This is a genomic window from Streptomyces sp. NPDC059906 (assembly GCF_042730645.1).
Classification (GTDB): domain Bacteria; phylum Actinomycetota; class Actinomycetes; order Streptomycetales; family Streptomycetaceae; genus Streptomyces; species Streptomyces rubrogriseus.
Genome location: NZ_JBHWKU010000001.1, coordinates 463928 through 485155 on the forward strand (window position 1 = coordinate 463928; position 21228 = coordinate 485155).

The 21228-nt window shown below is 71.8% G+C and carries 22 protein-coding genes; 8 read left to right on the forward strand and 14 right to left on the reverse strand.

Features of this window, described 5'->3' with window-relative positions; translation table 11 throughout:
* Positions 1-14: 14 nt before the first annotated feature.
* Positions 15-899 (forward strand): succinate--CoA ligase subunit alpha, encoded by an 885-nt coding sequence (sucD, locus tag ACFV9J_RS02265; protein ID WP_007444052.1) that lies wholly within the window; start codon positions 15-17, stop codon positions 897-899.
* Positions 900-1011: 112 nt separating this feature from the next.
* Here the strand turns inward: sucD and ACFV9J_RS02270 are convergent, their stop codons facing one another.
* A complete protein-coding gene (locus ACFV9J_RS02270) occupies positions 1012-2127 on the reverse strand; it encodes a helix-turn-helix domain-containing protein (protein WP_385348493.1) in 1116 nt (371 codons plus the stop codon).
* Between the two features lie 96 nt (positions 2128-2223).
* On the opposite strand from ACFV9J_RS02270, the gene ACFV9J_RS02275 reads away from it, so the two are divergent.
* Positions 2224-3921, forward strand: coding sequence for a DUF6350 family protein (locus ACFV9J_RS02275; RefSeq protein ID WP_385348496.1), 1698 nt, complete (start codon positions 2224-2226; stop codon positions 3919-3921).
* A 129-nt stretch (positions 3922-4050) separates the two neighbouring features.
* Here the strand turns inward: ACFV9J_RS02275 and ACFV9J_RS02280 are convergent, their stop codons facing one another.
* On the reverse strand, positions 4051-4848 hold the full coding sequence (locus ACFV9J_RS02280; RefSeq protein WP_385348499.1) for a hypothetical protein: 798 nt from the start codon (positions 4846-4848) through the stop codon (positions 4051-4053).
* A gap of 295 nt (positions 4849-5143) precedes the next feature.
* Here ACFV9J_RS02280 and purN point away from each other — a divergent pair, with 295 nt between their 5' ends.
* Both purN and purH read left to right on the forward strand, forming a co-directional pair.
* Positions 5144-5791, forward strand: coding sequence for a phosphoribosylglycinamide formyltransferase (purN, locus tag ACFV9J_RS02285; protein WP_385348502.1), 648 nt, complete (start codon positions 5144-5146; stop codon positions 5789-5791).
* On the forward strand, positions 5788-7359 hold the full coding sequence (gene purH, locus ACFV9J_RS02290; protein WP_385348505.1) for a bifunctional phosphoribosylaminoimidazolecarboxamide formyltransferase/IMP cyclohydrolase: 1572 nt from the start codon (positions 5788-5790) through the stop codon (positions 7357-7359). Before purN ends, purH begins: the two co-directional genes overlap by 4 nt.
* A gap of 77 nt (positions 7360-7436) precedes the next feature.
* Here the strand turns inward: purH and ACFV9J_RS02295 are convergent, their stop codons facing one another.
* From ACFV9J_RS02295 to ACFV9J_RS02310, 4 genes are read right to left on the reverse strand one after another with little or no spacing between them, the layout of a single operon-like run.
* A complete protein-coding gene (locus ACFV9J_RS02295; RefSeq protein ID WP_385348507.1) occupies positions 7437-7892 on the reverse strand; it encodes a peptidoglycan-binding protein in 456 nt (151 codons plus the stop codon).
* A 25-nt stretch (positions 7893-7917) separates the two neighbouring features.
* Complete coding sequence (locus ACFV9J_RS02300; RefSeq protein WP_385348510.1) at positions 7918-8502, reverse strand: peptidoglycan-binding protein; 585 nt, start codon at positions 8500-8502, stop codon at positions 7918-7920.
* A gap of 30 nt (positions 8503-8532) precedes the next feature.
* Positions 8533-8973 carry an ATP-binding protein gene (locus ACFV9J_RS02305; RefSeq protein WP_385348512.1) on the reverse strand — a complete coding sequence of 147 codons (441 nt, stop codon included), beginning with the start codon at positions 8971-8973 and terminating at the stop codon, positions 8533-8535.
* Positions 8970-9176 (reverse strand): hypothetical protein, encoded by a 207-nt coding sequence (locus ACFV9J_RS02310; protein WP_385348515.1) that lies wholly within the window; start codon positions 9174-9176, stop codon positions 8970-8972. Before ACFV9J_RS02310 ends, ACFV9J_RS02305 begins: the two co-directional genes overlap by 4 nt.
* Before the next feature lie 122 nt (positions 9177-9298).
* Between ACFV9J_RS02310 and ACFV9J_RS02315 the strand changes: the two genes are divergently transcribed.
* A complete protein-coding gene (locus tag ACFV9J_RS02315) occupies positions 9299-10159 on the forward strand; it encodes a helix-turn-helix domain-containing protein (protein ID WP_385348518.1) in 861 nt (286 codons plus the stop codon).
* Positions 10131-10352: a DUF397 domain-containing protein gene (locus ACFV9J_RS02320; protein WP_385348521.1), complete on the forward strand. Its 222-nt coding sequence runs from the start codon at positions 10131-10133 to the stop codon at positions 10350-10352. The genes ACFV9J_RS02315 and ACFV9J_RS02320 overlap by 29 nt, the downstream gene beginning before the upstream one ends.
* Here the strand turns inward: ACFV9J_RS02320 and ACFV9J_RS02325 are convergent.
* The 8 genes from ACFV9J_RS02325 to ACFV9J_RS02360 all read right to left on the reverse strand — a co-directional run bounded on the left by ACFV9J_RS02325 (position 10324) and on the right by ACFV9J_RS02360 (position 19427).
* The gene (locus ACFV9J_RS02325) at positions 10324-10971 is read right to left on the reverse strand and encodes a hypothetical protein (protein WP_385348524.1); all 648 of its coding nucleotides are present in this window, start codon (positions 10969-10971) and stop codon (positions 10324-10326) included. The two genes, ACFV9J_RS02320 and ACFV9J_RS02325, sit on opposite strands and share 29 nt — an antisense overlap.
* Before the next feature lie 11 nt (positions 10972-10982).
* Positions 10983-13133: a glycoside hydrolase domain-containing protein gene (locus ACFV9J_RS02330; RefSeq protein WP_385348527.1), complete on the reverse strand. Its 2151-nt coding sequence runs from the start codon at positions 13131-13133 to the stop codon at positions 10983-10985.
* Positions 13134-13288: 155 nt separating this feature from the next.
* On the reverse strand, positions 13289-14623 hold the full coding sequence (locus ACFV9J_RS02335; protein WP_385348531.1) for a protein kinase: 1335 nt from the start codon (positions 14621-14623) through the stop codon (positions 13289-13291).
* On the reverse strand, positions 14620-15363 hold the full coding sequence (locus ACFV9J_RS02340) for an FHA domain-containing protein (RefSeq protein WP_385348534.1): 744 nt from the start codon (positions 15361-15363) through the stop codon (positions 14620-14622). Before ACFV9J_RS02340 ends, ACFV9J_RS02335 begins: the two co-directional genes overlap by 4 nt.
* A 191-nt stretch (positions 15364-15554) precedes the next feature.
* The gene (locus tag ACFV9J_RS02345; protein ID WP_385348537.1) at positions 15555-16025 is read right to left on the reverse strand and encodes a hypothetical protein; all 471 of its coding nucleotides are present in this window, start codon (positions 16023-16025) and stop codon (positions 15555-15557) included.
* A 97-nt stretch (positions 16026-16122) separates the two neighbouring features.
* Positions 16123-17955: a serine/threonine protein kinase gene (locus tag ACFV9J_RS02350; RefSeq protein ID WP_385348540.1), complete on the reverse strand. Its 1833-nt coding sequence runs from the start codon at positions 17953-17955 to the stop codon at positions 16123-16125.
* Positions 17952-18698: an FHA domain-containing protein gene (locus tag ACFV9J_RS02355; protein WP_385348543.1), complete on the reverse strand. Its 747-nt coding sequence runs from the start codon at positions 18696-18698 to the stop codon at positions 17952-17954. The genes ACFV9J_RS02350 and ACFV9J_RS02355 overlap by 4 nt, the downstream gene beginning before the upstream one ends.
* Positions 18699-18839: 141 nt before the next feature.
* On the reverse strand, positions 18840-19427 hold the full coding sequence (locus tag ACFV9J_RS02360) for a hypothetical protein (RefSeq protein ID WP_385348546.1): 588 nt from the start codon (positions 19425-19427) through the stop codon (positions 18840-18842).
* Between the two features lie 295 nt (positions 19428-19722).
* On the opposite strand from ACFV9J_RS02360, the gene ACFV9J_RS02365 reads away from it, so the two are divergent.
* Both ACFV9J_RS02365 and ACFV9J_RS02370 read left to right on the forward strand, forming a co-directional pair.
* Positions 19723-20577 (forward strand): bifunctional methylenetetrahydrofolate dehydrogenase/methenyltetrahydrofolate cyclohydrolase, encoded by an 855-nt coding sequence (locus ACFV9J_RS02365; protein WP_385348548.1) that lies wholly within the window; start codon positions 19723-19725, stop codon positions 20575-20577.
* Positions 20567-21196: a DUF3017 domain-containing protein gene (locus ACFV9J_RS02370; protein ID WP_385348550.1), complete on the forward strand. Its 630-nt coding sequence runs from the start codon at positions 20567-20569 to the stop codon at positions 21194-21196. The genes ACFV9J_RS02365 and ACFV9J_RS02370 overlap by 11 nt, the downstream gene beginning before the upstream one ends.
* The last annotated feature ends 32 nt before the right edge of the window (positions 21197-21228 follow it).

A 21228-nucleotide genomic window follows, 5' to 3' on the forward strand; every position in this document is an offset into this window, starting at 1 on the left:
GACACCAACACACCATGGCTATCTGGCTCAACAAGGACAGCAAGGTCATCGTCCAGGGCATGACCGGTGCCACCGGCATGAAGCACACCAAGCTCATGCTGGGTGACGGCACCGAGGTCGTGGGCGGCGTGAACCCGCGCAAGGCGGGCACCTCCGTGGACTTCGACGGCAACGAGGTACCGGTCTTCGGCACCGTCAAGGAGGCCATCGAGAAGACCGGCGCCAACGTCTCCGTCATCTTCGTGCCGGAGAAGTTCACCAAGGACGCCGTCGTCGAGGCCATCGACGCCGAGATCCCGCTGGCCGTCGTCATCACCGAGGGCATCGCCGTGCACGACTCGGCCGCCTTCTGGTCGTACGCCGGCAAGAAGGGCAACAAGACCCGGATCATCGGCCCGAACTGCCCCGGCATCATCACCCCGGGCCAGTCCAACGTCGGCATCATCCCGGGCGACATCACCAAGCCGGGCCGCATCGGCCTGGTCTCGAAGTCCGGCACGCTGACGTACCAGATGATGTACGAGCTGCGCGACATCGGCTTCTCGACCGCCGTCGGCATCGGTGGCGACCCGATCATCGGCACCACGCACATCGACGCGCTCGCCGCGTTCGAGGCCGACCCCGACACCGACCTGATCGTCATGATCGGCGAGATCGGCGGCGACGCCGAGGAGCGTGCGGCCGAGTACATCTCGAAGAACGTGACCAAGCCGGTCGTCGGCTACGTCGCGGGCTTCACCGCGCCCGAGGGCAAGACCATGGGCCACGCCGGCGCCATCGTCTCCGGTTCGTCCGGCACCGCCCAGGCGAAGAAGGAGGCCCTGGAGGCCGCCGGCGTCAAGGTCGGCAAGACGCCGACCGAGACGGCGAAGCTCGCCCGCGCCATCCTGGCCGGCTGACACCGCCTCGCACCGAAGGCCCGGCGCCTGTCGCACGCCGAGTGGCCCGCCCGCTGTTCCCAGGGGGCGGGCCACTCGGCGTTCCGGGCGCCGGGCCGCCGGGCAGGCCCTCTCATTCGAGCCTCGGCAGCAGCCGTTCCGGACCGTCCTGCACCTGGTCCCGCAGCTTCTGCCGCAGCTCCAGCTCCTCGTCCGACAGCGCTCCCGGCGCCACCCGGTGCGGCACACCGCGCACCGCCTGCCCGGGTGACACGGGCGGTTCGTAGTGCGTGGGCGCCGTGCGCACGGTCAGGGCCGTGGTCCCGATGAGGGCGACCGTGAACGCGATAGCGGCCCGGGTCCGCAACCGCGCCCGGCGTTCGCCGCCCCTGCGCACGGTCGGCGGCTCGGCCGCCCGCAGCCGCTCGTTGGACGCCAGCTCGGCCAGCCTCCGATGCAGCACCTGCGGATCGGCCAGCGCGGGCAGCCGGGCGGCGACGGCCTCGCGGGCGTGCAGCAGCCGGTTCGCCGCCGCGGGGGTGCTCGCCTCCGTCTCCGCCGCCGTCTCGGGCAGGTCCAGGCCCACACCGTCGTACAGCACGAGCGTGCGGCGGTGCCTCGCGGGGAGCCTGAGCAGGGTGTTCAGCAGGGTGCGGTCGCCGGGGTCGGCGGGCGGCGGCTCAGGGTGCCGGTGCCGCGGCCGGAACCGCTGCCAGGGCGACAGCGCGTACTCGTACGCCGTCGCCCGCACCCAGCCCACCGGGTCCCGGTCGCGGGCCACCTCGGGCCAGTGCTCCCAGGCGGCCTGGAAGGCCCGCTCCACCGACTCGCGCGCCTGCTCGCGCCTGCCGGTCAGCAGGAAGGTCTGCCGTACGAGGGCGGGGGCGCCGAAGGCGTACAGCGCGTCGAAGGCCTGAGCGGGGGTCAGCGCCGCGGGCCCGGGCGCCGCGGGCCCGGGCGCCGCGACGGGCTGCGGCTGCGGCTGCGGCTCCGGCTCCGGCTCCGGCGCAAGTGTCGGCTCCGGCTCCGGTGCCCGTGCCGCCTCTTCCTCGGCCAGCGTCTTCAGCAACTTCGCGTACGCCTCCCGTTTCCGGCCTCGCGGAGTCGTGCGGCCGCTCTCCCACGCACGGACCGTCGCCGGGGCGACGCCCACCCGTGTCGCGAGCTGAGGCTGTGTCAGTGCGGCGGACTCACGCAGACGTCGGCGTTCCCTGGGAGGGGGGAGGGGAGTTGCGGGGCCGCGCGTCACAGGACACCCCTTCGTACGAAAAAGTACATAAACATATATTGAGCGACACAACGGAGCTTGGCCCGTTACGTTCGGAAAGCGCGTGTCGTTGGGAGCATGGCGGGCGTGATCCAGACGACCGCTCGCCCAGCCCCGCTCTCCCTGCTGCGCACCCGGTGGCGGGACCGGTCGCCCGGGCTGGCCGCCGGCCTCCTGGGCGGTGTGGTCGCCGCCGTGCTGGGTCTGGCGGCGTGCGCCGCGCTCGTGACGCTGCTCTGGATCAGCTCGCCGTACCCCGACAGCGGGCCCGGCGGCGCCCTGCACGTCGCCGCGGCGCTGTGGGTGCTGGCGCACGGGGCCGAACTGGTGCGCGTCGACACGCTCTCCGGCGCCCCCGCGCCCGTCGGCGTCACCCCGTTGCTGTTCCTCCTCCTGCCGGTGTGGCTGCTGCACCGCGCCGCCCGGGACGCCACGGACCCCGGGGACGGCGTGGGCGTGGCCGTCGGGGCGGCTCCGAAGGCGGGGCCCGGGGCGCGCCCGGCGTGGATGGCGGGCGCCCCCGACACCGGGCCGCCGCCCGTCTCCGCGCGCGTGGCCTGGACGGGGGTCGTGCTCGGCTACCTCGCCGTCGCCGCGCCCGTCGTCCTGTACGCGCAGGGCGGCGCGCTGCGGCCCTCGGCGTGGTGGGCGGCGGTGTGCCTGCCGCTGGTCGCCATGGGAGCGGCGGGCGCCGGGGTGTGGACGGCGTTCGGCCGGCCGGGCGGGCCCGTGGGACGGGCGCTACGCGTGCTGCCGCGCAAGCTGCGGGAGCTGATGGTGGAGCCGGACGCGCGCCTGGGCGCCGCGACGCGCGCCGCGGGCGCCGGTGCGGCGGTGCTCGTCGGGGGCGGCGCGCTGCTGCTCGCGGTGTCGCTGGTGTGGCACTCGCACGCCGCGGGCGAGGCGTTCCTGCGGCTGACCGAGGGCTGGTCGGGGAGGCTCGCCGTACTGCTGCTCTGTCTGACGCTGGTCCCGAACGCGGCGGTGTGGGCGGCGGTGTACGCCCTCGGCCCCGGCTTCGTACTCGGGTCGGGGCATGTCGTGGCCCCGACCGCCTCCGCTCCCGCGCCGCTGCTGCCGCCGTTCCCGCTGCTGGCGGCGGTGCCGGACGCGGGGCCCGGTACGCCGCTGCACTGGGCGGCCGGGGCGGTGCCGTTGCTGGCGGGGGCGGTGGTGGGATGGTTCACGGCGCGGGCGGCCACGGCGGGTGAGCCGAAGGAGCGGGGAGCGGGCCCGGCCGCCGGGGTGTGGTCGTGGCGGCGGACCGCCGCCGCCGCCGTCGTGGCCGCCGTTCTGTGCGCGGTCCTCGTCGCCCTGCTGGCCGCGTTCGCCGGCGGGCCGCTGGGCAGCGCCGCGCTCGCCCGGTTCGGGCCGGTCTGGTGGCAGGCCGGGGGCGCGACGCTGGCGTGGATGGGGGTGGTGGCGGTGCCGGTGGCCGTGGCGGCGCGGGCGTGGCGGGGACGGAGGGCTGCCGCGCGGGAGGCGGTGGTGGAGGCGTCCGGGGTCGGGGCAGCGGCCGGGGCCGAGGAGGCGGCCGGGGCCGAGGTGGCGGCCGGCGGAGGTGGGCGTCGGCGCCGGTGGGTGCGGGTGCGGGTGCCGGCTGTGGGGCGGTGGTGGCGGCGGAGGGCGAAGGGCGCCGAAGCCGGGACGGGGGCGGGGGCGGAGGGGGATGCCGACGCGGTGCCGTTCGGGTTGTACGACGGCGACGGTGGGGGTGCGTACGACCTGCTGCCGGCCGACGGACCTGGGGAGTCGTCGCCTCGCGGTGGGGAGTGACGTCGGTGCCGACGGGGTCTTTTCGCCCCCGCCGCCCCTTCCAGTTCCCGTCCCTGGGGGCTGCCGCCCCCAGACCCCCGCTTCGGCCTGGACGGCCTCGTCCTCAATCGCCGGACGGGCTGGAAGTGCTCAGTCCTCCGAGCCCAGCAGCGGGCGGAGCTGTTCCGGCAGGTGGCGTTCGCAGGACTGTTCCGCCGCGTTGGTCAGGGCGTCCTCGCGGCAGGTGTAGTAGTCGCTGTAGATCAGCTGGGCGCCGAAGGACGCGGCGACCAGGAGGACGGCCAGGGACGACGTGACCAGGCCGCTGATCGCGGCGGTGCGCTGCGGGCGGCCGGTCTGCTCGGCGGGCGGGGCGGGAGTGTCCGGGTCGGCGGCGGACCGCGGCTTGGCGCGCAGCGCGCTGATGCCCCAGTACAGGGCCAGGGCGCCGAGCAGCAGGGCCACGTACGGCCAGGTGAAGAGGGCGAAGAACAGCGCCCACATGCCGCTCAGCAGGGCGTAGCGGGCACGCCGCTGGGCGGGGTCCGTCGGGTCCCAGCGCGGGCCCTGACCGCCGCCCGACCCCTCGGGGCCGCCGCTGCCGCTGGGCCGCTCGCCGAAGCCGCCGGGGGACCGGCCGGGCTGCCGGTCGCTCCACCGACCGCCCCACGGGGAACGGCCGCCCTCGCCCTGGGAGCCGGACGCGCCCTGGGAGTCGCCGTCGCCCGACGGGTGCCGCGGCTGCCACGGGCTGTCCGGCGTGCCCTCCGGGGGCGGCGCGAACGGATTGTCCTGGTCGGTGGAGCCGTCCCGCTCGCCGCCGTCCCTCCGGTCCGAGGGCGTGTCGGGCGGTGACGAGGGGCGCTCCCGCAGCAACACGGTGCTGCGCTCCCCTGGCTGCGCCGACTGCTGGGGGAGCGTGAGCAGTCGCAGGCTGCGGTCCGGCATCAACTGAGCGTCTTCCCCTTGGCGACGGTGAACGGGCGGCTGGTGGAACGGGCGAGCTGGTGGAACGGGCGAACGGGTCGGTACGTCTGGTGAACGCCCGACGCGCAGGCCGCGTTCCCGCTCCCGCTCCACGCAGACGCTACCTTCCGGCCACGCCCCCGTCCCGAGGGGGCCGTCCGGTGTGCCGGTATCGTTGCTGACGGTCGGCCGCTTCGTAGACTTCCCCGTATCCCGGGGCACGAAGCATTCGTACGACCGTACAAACAGATTCGCTTTCCCGAGAAAGGCCCCCACCGTGGCCGCCAAGCCCGTGGACCGGCGAGCCAAGCGCCTCGTCGTGCTGGTCTCCGGATCCGGCACCAACCTCCAGGCGCTCCTCGACGAGATCGCCGCCACCGGGGCCGAGGCCTACGGTGCCGAGATCGTCGCGGTCGGCGCCGACCGCGACGGCATCGAGGGGCTCGCCCGCGCCGAGCGGGCCGGCGTGACGACCTTCGTCCGCAGGGTCAAGGACTACGGGACCCGCGAGGAGTGGGACGCGGCGCTCGCCGGGGCCGTCGCGGCCCACGAGCCGGACCTCGTCGTCTCGGCCGGGTTCATGAAGATCGTGGGGAAGGAGTTCCTCGCGCGCTTCGGCGGGCGGTTCGTCAACACCCACCCCGCCCTCCTCCCCAGCTTTCCCGGGGCCCACGGCGTGCGGGACGCGCTCGCGTACGGCGCCAGGGTCACCGGCTGCACCGTCCACTTCGTCGACGACGGCGTCGACACCGGGCCGATCATCGCGCAGGGCGTGGTGGAGGTCCGGGACGAGGACTACGAAGACGAAGGTGTCGCTCTGCACGAGCGCATCAAGGAAGTCGAGCGAAGGCTGCTCGTCGATGTCGTGGGGCGGCTCGCCCGCAACGGCTATCGCATTGAGGGACGAAAGGTAGTTATCCAGTGACCGCCACCGCCGGAAGCAACAAGCGGGCCATCCGTCGCGCACTCGTCAGCGTCTACGACAAGACCGGGCTGGAAGAGCTCGCGCGCGGGCTGCACGAGGCCGGCGTCGAGCTGGTCTCCACCGGGTCCACCGCCGGGCGGATCGCCGCCGCCGGCGTCCCCGTCACCAAGGTCGAGGAGCTGACCGGCTTCCCCGAGTGCCTGGACGGCCGCGTCAAGACCCTGCACCCCAAGGTCCACGCGGGCATCCTCGCCGACCTGCGCCTGGAGAGCCACCGGCAGCAGCTCGACGAGCTGGGCGTGGCCCCGTTCGACCTGGTCGTCAGCAACCTGTACCCGTTCCGCGAGACCGTCGCCTCCGGCGCCACCCCGGACGAGTGCGTCGAGCAGATCGACATCGGCGGCCCCTCGATGGTGCGCGCCGCCGCCAAGAACCACCCGTCGGTCGCCATCGTCACCAGCCCCGCCCGCTACGCCGACGTGCTCTCCGCGGTCAAGGACGGCGGCTTCGACCTGGCCGCCCGCAAGCGGCTGGCCGCCGAGGCGTTCCAGCACACCGCCGCGTACGACGTGGCCGTCGCCTCCTGGTTCGCCGCCGAGTACGCCCCCGTCGACGAGTCCGGCTTCCCGGACTTCCTCGGCGCCACCTACGAGCGCGCCCACACCCTGCGCTACGGCGAGAACCCGCACCAGCCGGCCGCGCTCTACACCTCCCCCGAAGGCGGCGGCCTCGCGCAGGCCGAGCAGCTGCACGGCAAGGAGATGTCGTACAACAACTACACGGACACGGACGCCGCCCGCCGTGCCGCGTACGACCACACCGAGCCCTGCGTCGCGATCATCAAGCACGCCAACCCGTGCGGCATCGCGGTCGGCGCGGACGTCGCCGAGGCGCACCGCAAGGCACACGACTGCGACCCGCTCTCCGCGTTCGGCGGCGTGATCGCGGTCAACCGGCCGGTCAGCAAGGAGATGGCGGAGCAGGTCGCCGAGATCTTCACCGAGGTCATCGTCGCGCCGGACTACGAGGACGGCGCCCTCGAAGCCCTCACCAAGAAGAAGAACATCCGCGTCCTGCGCGCCCCCGAGGCCCCCGCCGCCCCCGTCGAGGTCAAGCCGATCGACGGCGGCGCCCTCCTCCAGGTCACCGACCGTCTCCAGGCCGAGGGCGACGACCCCGCCACCTGGACCCTGGCCACCGGCGAGGCGCTGTCCGAGGCGGAGCTGGCCGAGCTGGCCTTCGCCTGGAAGGCCTGCCGGGCCGTCAAGTCCAACGCGATCCTCCTCGCCAAGGACGGCGCCTCCGTCGGCGTCGGCATGGGCCAGGTCAACCGCGTCGACTCCGCGAAGCTCGCGGTGGAGCGCGCCGGCGCCGAGCGGGCGCAGGGGGCGTACGCGGCCTCCGACGCCTTCTTCCCCTTCCCGGACGGCCTGGAGATCCTCACCGCGGCCGGTGTGAAGGCCGTGGTCCAGCCCGGCGGCTCGGTCCGCGACGAACTGGTCGTCGAGGCGGCGAAGAAGGCCGGCGTCACGATGTACTTCACGGGGACGCGGCACTTCTTCCACTGACGCGGCGTCAAGGCCCGGCGTGTCGCGGATGCGCCGGGCCTTGCATTGCGGTCACCTGTCAGTGCGACCGAGGCCGCTCAGAGCCTGCTGCACTCGTCGTAACCCGGAGTGACGGGCTTGTAGTACCACCCCAGCGCGTCCCTGGTCTCCGGACCGTAGATCCCGTCAGCGCCAATCTTCTCCTCGCGTTGCGCCCGGACCAGAGCCCAGTAGGTGGCATTGCCGAAAATGCCGTCCGGGTCGAGGTTCTCCCCGTAGCACTCGTTGAGCGATGTCTGCAGGGCCTTGACGTGCGAACCGGTGGAACCCTTGCTCATCTGGCAGGTACGAGTCGTCGTCGATCCGCTCCGGTAGACCGGGATCCGCGCCTCGCCCCGCCACTCGATGAAGTTCTTGCTGCTGGTGTTCGTTGAGTTGCACCAGCTCACCGCCGCAGCCGGTGTGGCGGTCACGACCGTGGTCCCCATCCCCGCCAGCACCAGGACACCGGCTGCGAGTCCGGTCTTGGCACGGGTCATTCGGATGCTCTTCATCTGATCTCCGTGGGTGTGGTGATGGTCAGAGGGTGGTCAGGGAGCGGAACTGGATCCGCGAGCCGCGCATCGACTTGACCCCGTCGTACAGGTAGACCTCGTCGAGTTTGTAGGCCCCGCTGTCCGTGTTCTTCGACGTGCTGCCGCGGTGGAAGATCACCGCGCCGGAGTTGTACTTCCCGGTGTAGGACACATCGATGTTGGACAGCCACCGGAGCCGGTCGTCGGCCTTGCTCCAGGTGTTGTCGCCGACCATGCCGTCGTCGTCGAGGCCGTAGCGCTGCTGCCACTTGATGGTGGCGTTCCTCGTCGTGGGGCCGAACTGGCCGTCGATGTCGCTGAAGCCGAGCAGCTCCTCGGCCACGAGGATGCTCTGCCAGAGGACGACGATGTCGGTGTTCGAGGATTCTCCGCAGCCGTAGCAGAGGGAATTGCCGAGTTCGTTGAAGTGGTCACCGAAGTCGTCGGTGAGCGAGCCGGCACCGTCCACGAACGAGGTGCTGTACGCCCCGGAGTTCTGTGAGTACGCGGCATGCGCGGGGCTGACGGCGAGAACTGTGGCCATCCCAGAGGCCAGCGCGGCGAGGCCGATCTTCCATCGCTTGTTCAACACAGGTCCTTTCCGGCGGAAGTCGTGTGCTCAATGTGGCGGATCTGCGGGAGCAGGTGTACCTGCAAAGTTCGAGGGCGTGGCCGCTCGTACCGCCGACGCGTCCGTGGGGACCTCGCACCACACGGTCTTGCCGGCGGCTGTCAGCCACACGCCCCAGCGTCGTGCGACCGCTCCGAGCAGCAGGAGGCCGCGGCCGGTCTCGTCGTCATCACCCGGGTGGCGTGCGACGAGCCAGGCCCGCGGATCGGGGTCCGTGACCTCCACCCGTACGCAGTTGTCCCGGCCGGGGACCAGCCGAACGGTCACCGGCGTGCCCTCGCCGACATGGGCGATCACATTGGCGAGCAACTCGGTGACGCAGAGCTGGGCTTCCGGGCAGGGCAGGCCACATTGCTCGCGCACGGCGCGGCGGACCTCGGGTACGGCCTTCGGGTACGCGAGCAGTTCGAGCGTGAGCGCTTGGATCACTGGCCTGCCGCCTTGCGCAGGACGGCGGCCAGGGCACGGGCGGTCTCCTCGTTGCAGTTGCCGAGGGCGATGAGGGGCGCCGTGCCGTACGTGCCCGCGAAGGTCGGCAGGTCGGTCCCGAGGGAGGGGAGCGTGATGCCGTTCGCGGCCAGCGCGGTGCGGAGTTGGCCGACGCAGGTAGCGGCGTCGTCGTGGGGGTGCATGGGGTACGCCTTTCCGGGGCCTGTGCGTTCTGTGACGAATCACTCACAGAGTGGTGCGGGGTGGCGTACCGTGAAAGCCCCTTCGGTTGCGCACGGTAACTGGCGAACGGCGGTGGTGGGTTGTGCCTCCTCGTAAGGACACTGACGCTTCGGTGAGCGTCCCCTGCTTCTACGGCGCGGAGTTGCGCTACAAGCGGGAGCAAGCGGGACTGACGCTGGAGCAGTTGGCGGACGGCAGCTTCCGGGGAATCTCGTTCCTGAGCCAGATCGAGCGGGGCGAGCGAGGGATGCCGATGGATCTGGCCCGGCATGTGGACGGGCGGCTGGGGACGGACGGGTTCTTCCAGCGGCGCTGTGAAGACGCGGCGAAGGCGCGGCGGGTGGGTATCGCCGAGTACTTCGCGGACGCCGCCGACCAGGAGAAGCTGGCGCGGTCCATCGAGGACTGGGCGCCTATGTTCGTGCCCGGGTTGCTTCAGACCAAGGCGTACGCAAAGGCGATCACGCGGTCGGCGATGCCACGAGCCACGGACGCCACGGTTGAGGCGATCGTGAAGGCGCGCCTGAACCGGGCGAAGCTCTTCGCGGGCGCGTCTCCGCCGAAGTTCTGGGCGGTTCTCGACGAGTCGGTCATCCGGCGACGTGTGCTGCCGCCCGTGGCGATGGCTGAGCTGCTGGAACACATCGTCGAGGTGGTCAGGACCACTCGGTCCATTGTGCAGATCGTCCCGGAAACGTCCGCGACTCACCCGTTCATGATGGGGATGACCCGGATCATGACTTTCCTCGACGCACCGCCGCTGGTGTACACAGAAGGTCTGCACAGCAGCCAAGTCATCGACTATCCGGCCCTCGTGATGGACTACCGCGAGTCGTACGATCTGCTCAGGGCCGCCGCACTGCCGCCGGAGGCGTCCCTGGCCATGATCGAGGCAGCAGCGGAGGAACGCCGGAATGAAGCCCAACAGCAACGTCGACCTTAGCTCCGTGCAGTGGCGCAAGAGCAGCTACAGCAACGGGACCGGCGGTGAGTGCGTCGAGGTGACCGATGATCTCCCCGGCCTCGTCCCCGTCCGCGACTCCAAGAGTCCGGCAGGCCCCGTCCTCCTCTTCGGGGGCGGGGCCTGGACCGGGTTCGTCGGTGGGTTCAGCCTCGGCGGGCCGAGGATGCGCTGATGGCACCGGCCCCGGCTCCGAGTCGGTTGGCGCGCTCCTCGAACTTCGGGGCGACGCGCAGTAGCTCTCCGCTGTCCGGACCGGCCGTCAGGTAGTAGAGGGACTCGTCCACGGAGTCGTCTTCGCCGCCCCAGCGGACCGTTCCCGCACAGTCCGCGACGATGTCACGGATGCGCTCGACCTGCTGCGGGAAATAGCTGCCGCTGGATCTGGCGCCGGGAAAGATCCGCAGGGCCGTGCCCGACGAGAGGTTGGAGGCGGGGTCCGTACTCGGCGTGCGGCCGATGGCGCACCAGCCCAGCAGCTCGCCGGCGCGGAGTTCCTGGACCTCGTAGTGGAAGCGGCGTGCTACGTGGAGGAGCAGGAGTTCCGGGAGTCCGATCCGTATGTCGACGCGGAGCCCGGTTCCGGACACGGATCGGGTCAGGACCGTCGAGACGTGGTTGGCCTGAGTCTGGATCGCCCAGCCGTTCTGTGAGAGCGGGATGCCCGTCGGCCGGGGGCGAGGTGTCGGCGTGGTGCGGTCGGCAGCCCTGGCCGCGCCGATCGGCAGGAGAACCGCGGCCGTGGCCGCCGTGCCGACGGCAAGGACGGACCGTCGGTTCAGGTGTGCGCTCATGTCGAAGCCCTTCAGCTCGTCCGGATCATCCCGTTGTACTGCTCCAGGACCTGGTACAGGCCGATCAGTTCGCGCCCGTACTTCTCCGCTCCGTCGCCCGTGCCGTTGTAGCGGGCGAGGATGGCCTGCGAGTCGCTGTCGCTCGTGTCGAGGCCGGGGCGCGCGACGCCGATCTCGGCCGCGTCCCAGAGGGTGACGTAGGCGGCGGTGGTGATGTTGTAGATCGTGTCTTCGTGCAGGCGGTTCCACACGGACGCCATGTCCGCGTCGGTGAGGAGGGAGCCGTTGATGATGCCCTGGCCGATGCAGTAATTACGGGCCTTGATGGCCGTGGCCGCGAAGATCTGCCCCCAGCCAGTGCTGGAGTCGTCCCGGTCGCCGTTCTTGACCGCGTCGTCGGCGAACTTGTCCAAGGGGTTCCACTTGCGCAGCTCCCACAGGACGGGGGCCTGCACGAGAGCCTTGCGTACGCGCAGCAGCCTGGCGAGGTCGGTGAACAGCGGGTCCATCCTGATGACGGAATCGAACGCCTCCGTGGTCGAGATGCCGCCGATGGTGGCCCAGTCGTCGTCGTTCCATTCGTCGCCGCCGGTCTCGGGAACCCCGATCGACACCAGGTAGTCCTGGACATCCTTCAGAGCGGCGTCGTGGTAGGAGTCGTCGAAGTCGGTGTCGAGGCCGGTAGGGTCCAGCGGCGGGTCGAAGGAGTCCTGGCCCTCGTCGCGGCCGGACACGATGTCGACGTCGATCTCGATCCTGCCGTCACCGGAGCCGACCCACTTGGTGACGATCTGGTCGAAGGCCCAGTTCCTGGGCAAGGGGTAGCCGAGGTTTCCGGAGAACCCGCTGGACATGTCGGACACGAAACTGGTGACGGCGTACCCCTGGTTGTGGACCCGCTGACACACGTTGCGCGGACCGTAAATGCCCACGTTGTAGCCGGAGTTCTCGCCGATCGCCCGGAAGATGCCCTTGAAGTGGGGGATGATGTACTCGGTGACCTCCCAGTCGACGGCGTCGTAGTCGACGGCGAAGTAGATGGTGGTGCCGTTCTTGAAGCCGTAGAACTTCGCCCAGTCGATGGCCGCGAGCGCGGCGTGCACGCCGGCACCGTAGTAGAAGTCGTCCGCAGAACGGTTCCACGTCTGGTATATCGGGAAACAGCGCAGGCCGTTGGAAGCGATGGTGTCCAGTTCGCCGCTCTGGATCTGCTTCTCCGGCAGGGAGCTTCCTCCCGGGGTGAGGTAGCGGCCGACGATCCCGATGCCCTCGGCCTTGAGGGTCGTGGCGCGGGCGTTGGTGATCCTGGTGACGCCGTCGCACGCGCCGCCCTTGCGGTCCTGGTCGCCGTAGGAGACCAGCAGTGACGCCCAGGTCTGGACGTCTCCCTTCCCGCTCTCCTCAAGCGCCGCGAACCGTTGGAAGGAGCTGACGGCCTTGGACAGGGTGCTGTCGAAGGCCGCGGTGAACGCGCTGAATCGCTGGTTGAAGATCATCGCTGCGGAGAAGAGGCGCACCCAGTTCCCCGAGGCCCCGACGGCCAGGATGTGATCGCTCAGTCCAGCCTTCGTCTTGTCGCCGAACCATCCGGTCGCGATGTCGTCGGACATGCCCATCTCGTACTGGATGGCAAGGATCATGGACTTGGCGACATCACGGGAGTGATGACCGTCACACGGCATGATGGAGAAGTCTCGGCGGTGGATGTACCGGCCGTTGAGCCACTGCTGGATCGAACGGACGGTTTCCGACCCGTTGTTCACGACGATGTAGGCGTCCATCGTCAGCAGTGCCTTGAAGACCTTGGGAACGAGGTCCGACCCCGGGTATGCGGAGGCGACGCCCATCCGCTGCATCATGAGGGTGACCGCGTCGGCCGTGCGTTCGTCGTAGATCCCGTTGATGCCGCTTCCGTCGTACCCCTTCGCGTAGAGCGCGGACTGGATGATCATGGTGACGTTGGCGGGGGTGTCGCGGAAGCCGATGCTCGGCCAGGTCGCCTGCAGGGTGGACAGGGTCTTCGGCCCGAAGTTGTTCGACAGATCGGTGATACCGAGTTCGTACTGGAGGGCGCGGGTCAGGGCGTACATCAGCTGCCAGCCGGTCTTGCCGTCCTCCTCGACCTCCATGCCGATCTTGGCTTCGCCATAGACGCTGTTCACGAATCTCTGGGCACTGCGGACCATCTCGTCTGCCACGTGACGTCCCTTTCCGGAGGGGTAGGGGTCCACCGTGGCCGGGGTCCGAGTGCAGGGGTACCTCTAAAGTTGCAGGGCGGCAGTGGCCGGACAGGTCCCCTCGGAACCGCTCTCGACCGTCAGGGCTTCCCGCCCTTCCGCAGCGCCCGCCAAGTCGCCGGCCCCACCATCCCGTCCGGGTCCAGCCCCGCCCGCTTCTGGAAGATGACGACCGCGCTCTGGGTCTTCGGGCCGAAGTCGCCGTCCACCTCGCCGACCTCCGTGATTCCGTGGAGGTGGCGGAGCAGGCACTGCAACTCCCTGACCTGGCTGCCGCCGTCGCCGCGCTTGATGGTGAAGTCCCAGGTGCCGCTGTGGCCCGCCATGTAGCCGCGGCCGTCGGCGTTCTCGTACACGACGGGTTTCTCGCAGGTGGGAGGCGCGGCGGCGGCGGGGGCCGACTCCCAGGGGGTGGTGTAGGCGAGGCTCGCCGCTCCCAGGATCGCTGACGCGAGCGCCGCCGCCAGGGCCGGGCGGCGCCACCGCCGGGGGCGGAGCCTCGGGAGCCGGGCGGACCGGGAGGCGCCCGCCGCCTCCTCCACGCGGCGCAGCAGCGCGGCGGTGTCGGTGGTGCGTAGCGCGTGGGTCGGGGCCAGGCAGTCCTGGAGGATGTCGTGCCAGGCCGCTGGCAGGCCGGGGGACAGGCGCAGTTCCTCACGGCCGCGCGCATAGCGCGTCGCCGCGTCGGAGCGTGCCTCCGAGGTGCCGCCGGGCAGCGGGAACTCGCCGGTCAGGACCACGTGGGCGAGGACGCCGAAGGCCCACACGTCGGCGGACGGGCGGATACGGGTGCCGCGCTCGTCGACCTCGGGCCACAGAAGTTCCGGCGGCGTGTAGTCCGGGGTGGCGAAGACCGGGGCATAGGCGTGGGTGCCTTCCAGCTCCGCGGCGAGGTTGAAGTCGGCGAGCCGGGCCGAACCGTCCGCCATCAGCAGAACATTGGCCGGTTTCAGATCCCCGTGCACCCAGCCCGCGTGGTGCAGCTGGTGCAGGCCCTCGCAGATCTGGGCCAGCAGGGCCGGACCGGCGTCCGGGCGCGGGGTCCGGGACAGTGCGGCGTCCAGGGAGCCCTCGGCGCGCTCCAGCACCAGGACGGTCGAGCCGTCCAGCTCGGGACGGTCCGGGTCGTCGACCGTCAGGGTGTCGTACATCCGGATCAGCCGGGGGGAGCGGAGCCGCCGTAGCAGCTGCACCTCGCGTTCGGCGAGGTCGCGCAGGTGGTGCAGTTGGCGCGGGGTACGGGTACCGGTGGGCAGGAACTTCAGCGCCACCCGGCGCGGCAGCTCGCCGTCGCCGGCGGCGCGGGTCGCGTCGTAGACCGTGGCGAACGCGCCGGAGGCGACCGGCTCGCGCACCTCCCACGGCCCGATCCGGTAGCCCTTCGGCACCGGCACCGCGTACGGCCGCCCGGTCACCGTGCCGCTCCGCTCGGGGCCGGGGCGAGGACGACGAGGTCGTCCTCGCGGACCAGGTCGAAGCGGAGGGCGAGGGAGGCCAGGGACTCCTTCTTGCCGTGGGTGCGGCGGCCCGGTTCCGCCGTCTCCGGGCCGGGTCTCAACCGCAGTTTGACGGCGAGGTAGTCGATGTTCCAGTACACGGCGGAACGGCTGACCTTGGGCCAGCTGGGCCGCAGCCGCTCCACGATCTCCTCGACGGCGGGCAGCGGGGCGCGGGGCTCACCGCGCAGGCGGCGCTCGCACAGGGCGACCAGGACCGCGAAGTACCGCTTGGTGCGGTCCAGGGCGAACGCCGGGACGGTGCCGGCCCCCTCAAGGCCGCGGCGTTCGATGCTGCGGAAGGCCTGCCGCGGTGCCCAGACGTCGAAGGTGAGCAGGTCACCCGCGGCGGGCAGGGTCACTCGTGCCAGCTCGAACGGCACCGGTGCCTCCACGCGGCCCGGCGCGACCTTGATGTGCTCGCCGGCCCCCTCCGGGTTCTCCACGACGTAGGTCTGGTCCTCGCTGAGGTTGCTCAGCAGCCAGAACGTCCGGTGCGCCGCGATCTCCCCGGCCACCCGGGGCACCCCCGCGTGTGCGATGGCGAGTCCCCCCGGTTTTGATTCCGCCCTGCCGAACTCGATGCGTTCACCCGCGCTGATCCTCAACTGTTCGGCCACGCTGCCGCACGACGGCGGTACGACGATGACGCTGTACATGGAGTCGTCCCCCTCCCCCGATCCCCTCGGGGTCACCCTTCCCCAGTCCAACAAGGGGCAGAGTACGGGAGGCGGGTGAGGGCAGCCTAAGCATTCGGACGCCCGGCGGGTCGGGGGTGGTGTCCGGACGGCGCGGAACGGCCCCCGTCCCTCCGCAGGGGGAGGGACGGGGGCCGCCGGACCCGGGCGGGTCAGCAGGGGCGCAGGTACCAGACCGGGCTCCAGTTCGCCCGGCCCGCCTCGTAGGCCGTGGACCTCCAGCGGACGCTGCGGTCCTTGTTGTAGAACTTGGCGACCGTGCCCGGGGTCTGGTTGTTGGTGAACGGGCCCTTGCCCGTCCAGTTGGAGAGCTTCCACATCTGGCACTTGTAGAAGTCGAACTTCGTGCCCTTGACGACCATGCAGAGGTGGCCGTAGTCGCAGGCCAGGTCCTGGGCGCCCTTGGTCACGGGCGCGTCCGTCACGGTGAGGCCCTCGTACTCGACCGCGTCGGCGGTCACGCGCAGGGGCTTCGGGCTGTCGGCCAGGACCTGGTCGGCCGTCCGCTCCAGGCCGGTCACCCGGGTGCCGCCCGGGCTGTCGGCGGCCGTGGCCGCGGCCGTGGAGCCGGCGGCCAGGGCCGTGGCCGCGAGAAGGAGTGCTGCGGGCTTGACGATGTTCATTGTCGTTCCCCCGTGAACGTCGGTGTCGTACCGCCGAGGCGGTGTGCTCACACCGTGCCCCCCGGGCCCGCCGTGCGGAACCTGGGAACTCCCAGGGTCACTTCCCCCGCCGGGGCGTGTACTCCTTGAGGTGGTGAGCGACGCGGTCGGCGTAGTCGCGGTACTTCGGGGGAACACCGCCCGCGTCGTTCACCTTCCGGTACGACGTCCGGTACGCCACGGCGACCAGCACGCTGCGGTCGCCCGGCAGGCCGGCGTCGAGACGGGGCGTGATCCAGCACAGGTAACGGCCCATCGCGGGAACGGACTCGGCGGGCGGGAACGGCGGCTGCGGCACGGTCTCGCCCGGTGTGCCGTCCTCGTTCATCCACCAGCGCAGCACGCTCGGCGTCCAGCGGGCGATGCCGTACTCGTCCTTGGCCGGGTCGGCGAGATCCGGGTCGAAGTCGCTCTCCACCTTCAGCATGGCCGCGATCAGGGCCGGGCTGACCTCCTCGCGGTCGCAGTCGTGCGCCGTCTCCACGATCAGCAGGCGGTACGCCGGCGGCACGTCCCGGTCGGTGCGCAGTTCGGCCGCCCCGTAGGAGGCGGCGGCGACGCTCGCGGTGCCGCCGGGGCGCGGGCCCGCGACGGGGTCCCGGCCGTCACCGGCCCAGCGGGCGGCGCCGTAGCCGAGCGCGGCGAGGGCGAGGAGGCCCGCGGCCACGGCCGCCAGGACCCTGCGCCGGGGGCGTGCGCGGGCCCGCAGCGAGAACCTCGCCCTGCCGCTCACGCCCCCCGTCGTACCCGTCACCCGGCGCAACAGGGCGTCGGTGCCGATCCGGTCGGCGTGCGTACGGGTCAGGCACGCCCGCACGATGTCCCGCCACCCCGGAGGCAGTTCGGGCGACAGGCGCAGCTCGTGGCCGCCGCGGGCGTACGCGACGGCGGCGTCGCGGCGGGCCGTGGGGGTGCCGCCGGGCAGCGGGAAGGAACCCGTGAGCACCAGGTGGGCCAGGACGCCGAAGGCCCACACGTCGGCGGAGGGGCGGATCCGGCGGCCCCGTTCGCCGATCTCGGACCACAGCAGCTCGGGGGGCGTGTAGTCCGGGGTGGAGAAGGCGGGCGTGTAGGCGTGGGTGCCCTCCAGCTCGGCGGCCATGTTGAAGTCGGCCAGCCGGGCCGAACCGTCCGCCATCAGCAGCACGTTGGCCGGTTTGAGGTCGCCGTGCACCCAGCCCGCACGGTGCAGTTGCTGCAGACCCTCGCAGACCTGCGCGAGCAGCGCGGGCCCGGCCGGCGGGCGGGGCGTGGCGGCGAGCAGGGCGGACAGCGAGCCCTCGGCCCGCTCCAGGACGAGGACGGTGGCGCCGTCGAGCCGGGGGTGGGCGGGGTCGTCGACGGTGAGGGTCTCGTACATCCGGATCAGCCGGGGCTGCCGCAGCCGGCGCAACAACTCGACCTCGCGCTCGACCAGGTCCCGCAGGTGGGACAGCTGCCGCGGGGTGCCGGTGCCGGTGGGCAGGAACTTCAGCGCGACGGTGTCGGGGACCTCCCCGCCCACACCGCCACCGCGACCGGTGCCGTCCCCGCCGGGTCGACCCGGGCGTCGCGGCGTGCGGGTCCCGCCTGTGCGCTCCGGGTCGTCCGTGTCGTCCGTGTCGTCCGTGTCGTCCTCGGCCGGGTGGGCCTTGCCGGTGTGTGGGCGGGTCGGGTTGTGGGTCCCGTGGCTGCCGTCGGTGCCGTCGGTGGCGGTCGTTCCGGGTCGGCTCGGGCGGTGTCCCGTACCTTCTCCGGCGGGCCGCGTCGGCGCGGCCTTCGTGTCGTCGTCGCCGTCGGTGCGGCGTGCCGCGTACACGCTTCCGAAGGCGCCGGTCGCGATCGGGGCGTGCACCTCCCAGACGCCCACCCGGTACCCCTTGGGGACCGGGACCGCGTACGGCTCGGTCATCGCAGGGCCTGGCCGGACGGTGCCGCGAGGACCACCAGGTCGTCCTCGCGGACCAGGTCGAAGCGGAGCGCCAGCGAGACCAGCGACTCCTTCTTGCCGTTCAGCCGTGGGCCCGGCTCGGCGGTCTCCGGGCCCGGCTTCAGCCGCAGCTTCACCGCGAGGTAGTCGATGTTCCACTGCACCGACGTACGGGAGGCGGCCGGCCAGGCCGGGCGGAGCCGTTCGACGACCTGGTCCATGGTGGGCAGCGGAGCGTGCGGCGCCCCGCGCAGCCGCGGCTCGCACAGCGCGGCCAGCACCGCGAAGTACCGCTTGGTGCGGTCGACGGAGAAGGCCGGGGCGGTCGGCTCGCCGTCGGTGCCGTCCTCGCCGCGCAGGTAGTCGTGGCGCGGCGCCCACACCTCGACCGGCAGCAGGTCACCGGCGGCGGGCAGCACGATCCGCGAGAACTCGAACGGCACCGGGGCGTCCAGGCGGCCGGGCGCCACCTTGATGTGCTCGCCCGCGCCCTCCGGGTTCTCCACCACGTAGGTCTGATGGGCGGAGAGGTTGCTCAGGGTCCAGAAGGTGCCGTGCGCCGCGATCTCACCGGCTCTGCGGGACACCCCGTCGTGCCCGATCCGCAGCCCGCCCCCGGGCACGGACCGCCCGAAGACGAGCCGTTCGCCGGGCGCGAGCCGGTGCTGGGTGGCGGTGTCTTCGTCCTCCGTGGTCGGCGGAGGTACCACGATGATGCTGTACAAGGTGCGTCTCCCCGTGCCTGACGGCTACCCGAGCCAGCCTAGGGCGACGCACCAGGGCCGTGCCCCCCTCGTACGGGTGAGACACGGCCCTGCGTGGTGATTGGCGCGAACTGTTCAGTCGCGGTACCCGGCGCCCGGTGCTCAGTAGCGGGGGCGCTTGTACCAGGCCGAGCCGTTCGAGTTCCCGACGAACACGGCGACCAGGACGGCGAGCACCGTGTGGACCAGACCCACCAGGATGAACGGGTACAGGCCGAGGATCGCGGTGATGATGGCGAAGATCATGGTCGCTATCCGGACGCCGTTGCCACCACTGCCGACCTTGATCGCGAAGACGAGCGCGATCACACCCCACACCAGCGCGAACGCCACGAGGCCCCACAGCATGCCGGACGAGTAGTCGGCCAGCTGCTGGAAAGCGGCATCGTCCTTCAGCTGCTCGTCGTTCTTCGCGGCGTCCACGCTCGCGGCGCTGATGGCGAACAGGGCCACACCGACGAGCTGGAGGCCGAAGATGACCCACAGCATGACGCGCGCAGCGCTGACCGTGCCGGGCATCGAGGTCGGGGCGGCCGGGTAGCCGTAGCCGGCCGACACCGGGGGAGCCTGGGGGTAGCCGTAACCGGGCTGGCCGGGCTGGCCCTGGGGCTGCTGCTGCGGGTAGCCGTAGTTCGGCTGCTGGCCGCCCTGCGGGGGGCCGTAGGGGTTGTTCGGGTCGCCGAAACTCATGGCGGGTCTTCCTCCGTCGCTGTCAAGTGCGGGGACGGCGCGCGGCTCGGCTCGGAGGAGGTTCATCTTGAGCGGTTCGTCCCCCCGGTACGGCCCCGCGGCACTGTGCAGCCCAATCGTTCTTGACCGAACTCTTACTTGTCCAGCCCGTTCGCAAGGCGTTGTGCAAGTGCAACAACGTCGATCATGAGCGGATAGGGCGGGACGTGTCCCGTGGCGTCCCGAAGGTTCCCGCGCGGTGCCCGCATGCCGACCTGATTGGAACCGGGGGCCGGTCATCCGCGAGGATGGGGGCATGACCGCCCAGATTCTCGATGGCAAGGCCACCGCAGCCGCGATCAAGTCCGAACTGACCGCCCGCGTGGCGGCGCTGAAGGAGAGGGGTGTCACGCCCGGCCTCGGCACCGTCCTGGTCGGCGACGATCCAGGCAGCCAGAAGTACGTCGCCGGCAAGCACCGCGACTGCGCCCAGGTCGGCATCGCCTCCATCCAGCGCGAACTGCCGGCCACGGCCACGCAGGAGGAGATCGAGGCGGTCGTCCGCGAGCTGAACGAGGACCCGGCCTGTACGGGGTACATCGTCCAGCTGCCGCTGCCCCGCGGCATCGACGAGAACCGCATCCTCGAACTGATGGACCCGGACAAGGACGCGGACGGCCTGCACCCGATGAACCTGGGCCGCCTCGTCCTGAACGAGCCGGCACCGCTGCCCTGCACCCCCAACGGCATCCTCACCCTCCTGCGCCGCTACGGCGTCGAGATCAAGGGCGCCGAGGTGGTGGTCGTCGGCCGCGGCGTCACCATCGGCCGCCCGATGCCGCTGCTGCTCACCCGGCGCAGCGAGAACGCCACGGTGACCCAGTGCCACACCGGCACCCGGGACCTGGCCGCCCACCTCAAGCGCGCGGACATCGTGATCGCCGCGGCCGGTTCCCCGCACCTGGTCCGGCCCGAGGACGTCAAGCCGGGCGCGGCCGTTCTCGACGTCGGCGTCTCCCGCAACGCCGAGGGCAAGATCATGGGCGACGTGCACCCCGGCGTGGCCGAGGTGGCCGCCTGGATCTCCCCGAACCCCGGCGGCGTCGGCCCGATGACCCGGGCCCAGCTGCTCGTCAACGTGGTGGAGGCGGCGGAGCGCAGTGCCCGCTGAGGACACCAACGCCGAGCGTCCGGGCGACGCGCGGGTCCCACAGGACGGGACCCCGGAGGACGAGACCCCGGAGGACGAGACCCCGGAGGACGGGGCCCCGCGGGACGGGACCCCGCAGGACGGGGCCCCGCGGGACGGGGCCCCGCAGGCGGCACAGGCCGCCGGGGAGGAGGCGGACGGCATCACCGTCCGCGATCCCGTCAGCGCGCCCGACGACGAGGGGCGGCCGCGGCGCACCACGCGCCGGTTCCCGCTCTTCACCCGTGACACCGCCCGGCCCGAGGGCGGCGGCCGGGCCGCGGCCGGCGACGCCCCGGCGCCCGCCCGGCAGTGGCCGGTGCTCACCGTGACACTGCTGGTCGGCCTGGGGCTCCTGCTGACCGCACTGGACGTGTTCCGCTGGGGGCTGGTCCTCGTCGGCGCCGCCTTGCTGCTCGGCGCCGCGCTCCGCTGGACGATGCCCCGCGTCGGCATGCTCGCCGTGCGCTCGCGCTTCACGGACATCGCGACCTACGGCGTCCTCGGCCTCTCCATCGCCCTGCTGGCGCTGATGGCCCAGCCGAACCCGGTGCTGGAGATTCCGTTCCTCAAGGACACCCTGCACTTCACGGTCAGCTGACCGCGACGCGGGACGGCGGCCCGTCCTCACCC

Bases quoted from the DNA above. Each gene is read 5' to 3' on its own strand.
- sucD (WP_007444052.1), top strand. From the start codon at position 15: ATGGCTATCTGGCTCAACAAGGACAGCAAGGTCATCGTCCAGGGCATG.
- ACFV9J_RS02275 (WP_385348496.1), top strand. From the start codon at position 2,224: ATGGCGGGCGTGATCCAGACGACCGCTCGCCCAGCCCCGCTCTCCCTG.
- ACFV9J_RS02280 (WP_385348499.1), bottom strand. From the start codon at position 4,848: ATGCCGGACCGCAGCCTGCGACTGCTCACGCTCCCCCAGCAGTCGGCG.
- ACFV9J_RS02295 (WP_385348507.1), bottom strand. From the start codon at position 7,892: ATGAAGAGCATCCGAATGACCCGTGCCAAGACCGGACTCGCAGCCGGT.
- ACFV9J_RS02310 (WP_385348515.1), bottom strand. From the start codon at position 9,176: ATGCACCCCCACGACGACGCCGCTACCTGCGTCGGCCAACTCCGCACC.
- ACFV9J_RS02320 (WP_385348521.1), top strand. From the start codon at position 10,131: ATGAAGCCCAACAGCAACGTCGACCTTAGCTCCGTGCAGTGGCGCAAG.
- ACFV9J_RS02325 (WP_385348524.1), bottom strand. From the start codon at position 10,971: ATGAGCGCACACCTGAACCGACGGTCCGTCCTTGCCGTCGGCACGGCG.
- ACFV9J_RS02340 (WP_385348534.1), bottom strand. From the start codon at position 15,363: ATGTACAGCGTCATCGTCGTACCGCCGTCGTGCGGCAGCGTGGCCGAA.
- ACFV9J_RS02345 (WP_385348537.1), bottom strand. From the start codon at position 16,025: ATGAACATCGTCAAGCCCGCAGCACTCCTTCTCGCGGCCACGGCCCTG.
- ACFV9J_RS02350 (WP_385348540.1), bottom strand. From the start codon at position 17,955: ATGACCGAGCCGTACGCGGTCCCGGTCCCCAAGGGGTACCGGGTGGGC.
- ACFV9J_RS02360 (WP_385348546.1), bottom strand. From the start codon at position 19,427: ATGAGTTTCGGCGACCCGAACAACCCCTACGGCCCCCCGCAGGGCGGC.
- ACFV9J_RS02365 (WP_385348548.1), top strand. From the start codon at position 19,723: ATGACCGCCCAGATTCTCGATGGCAAGGCCACCGCAGCCGCGATCAAG.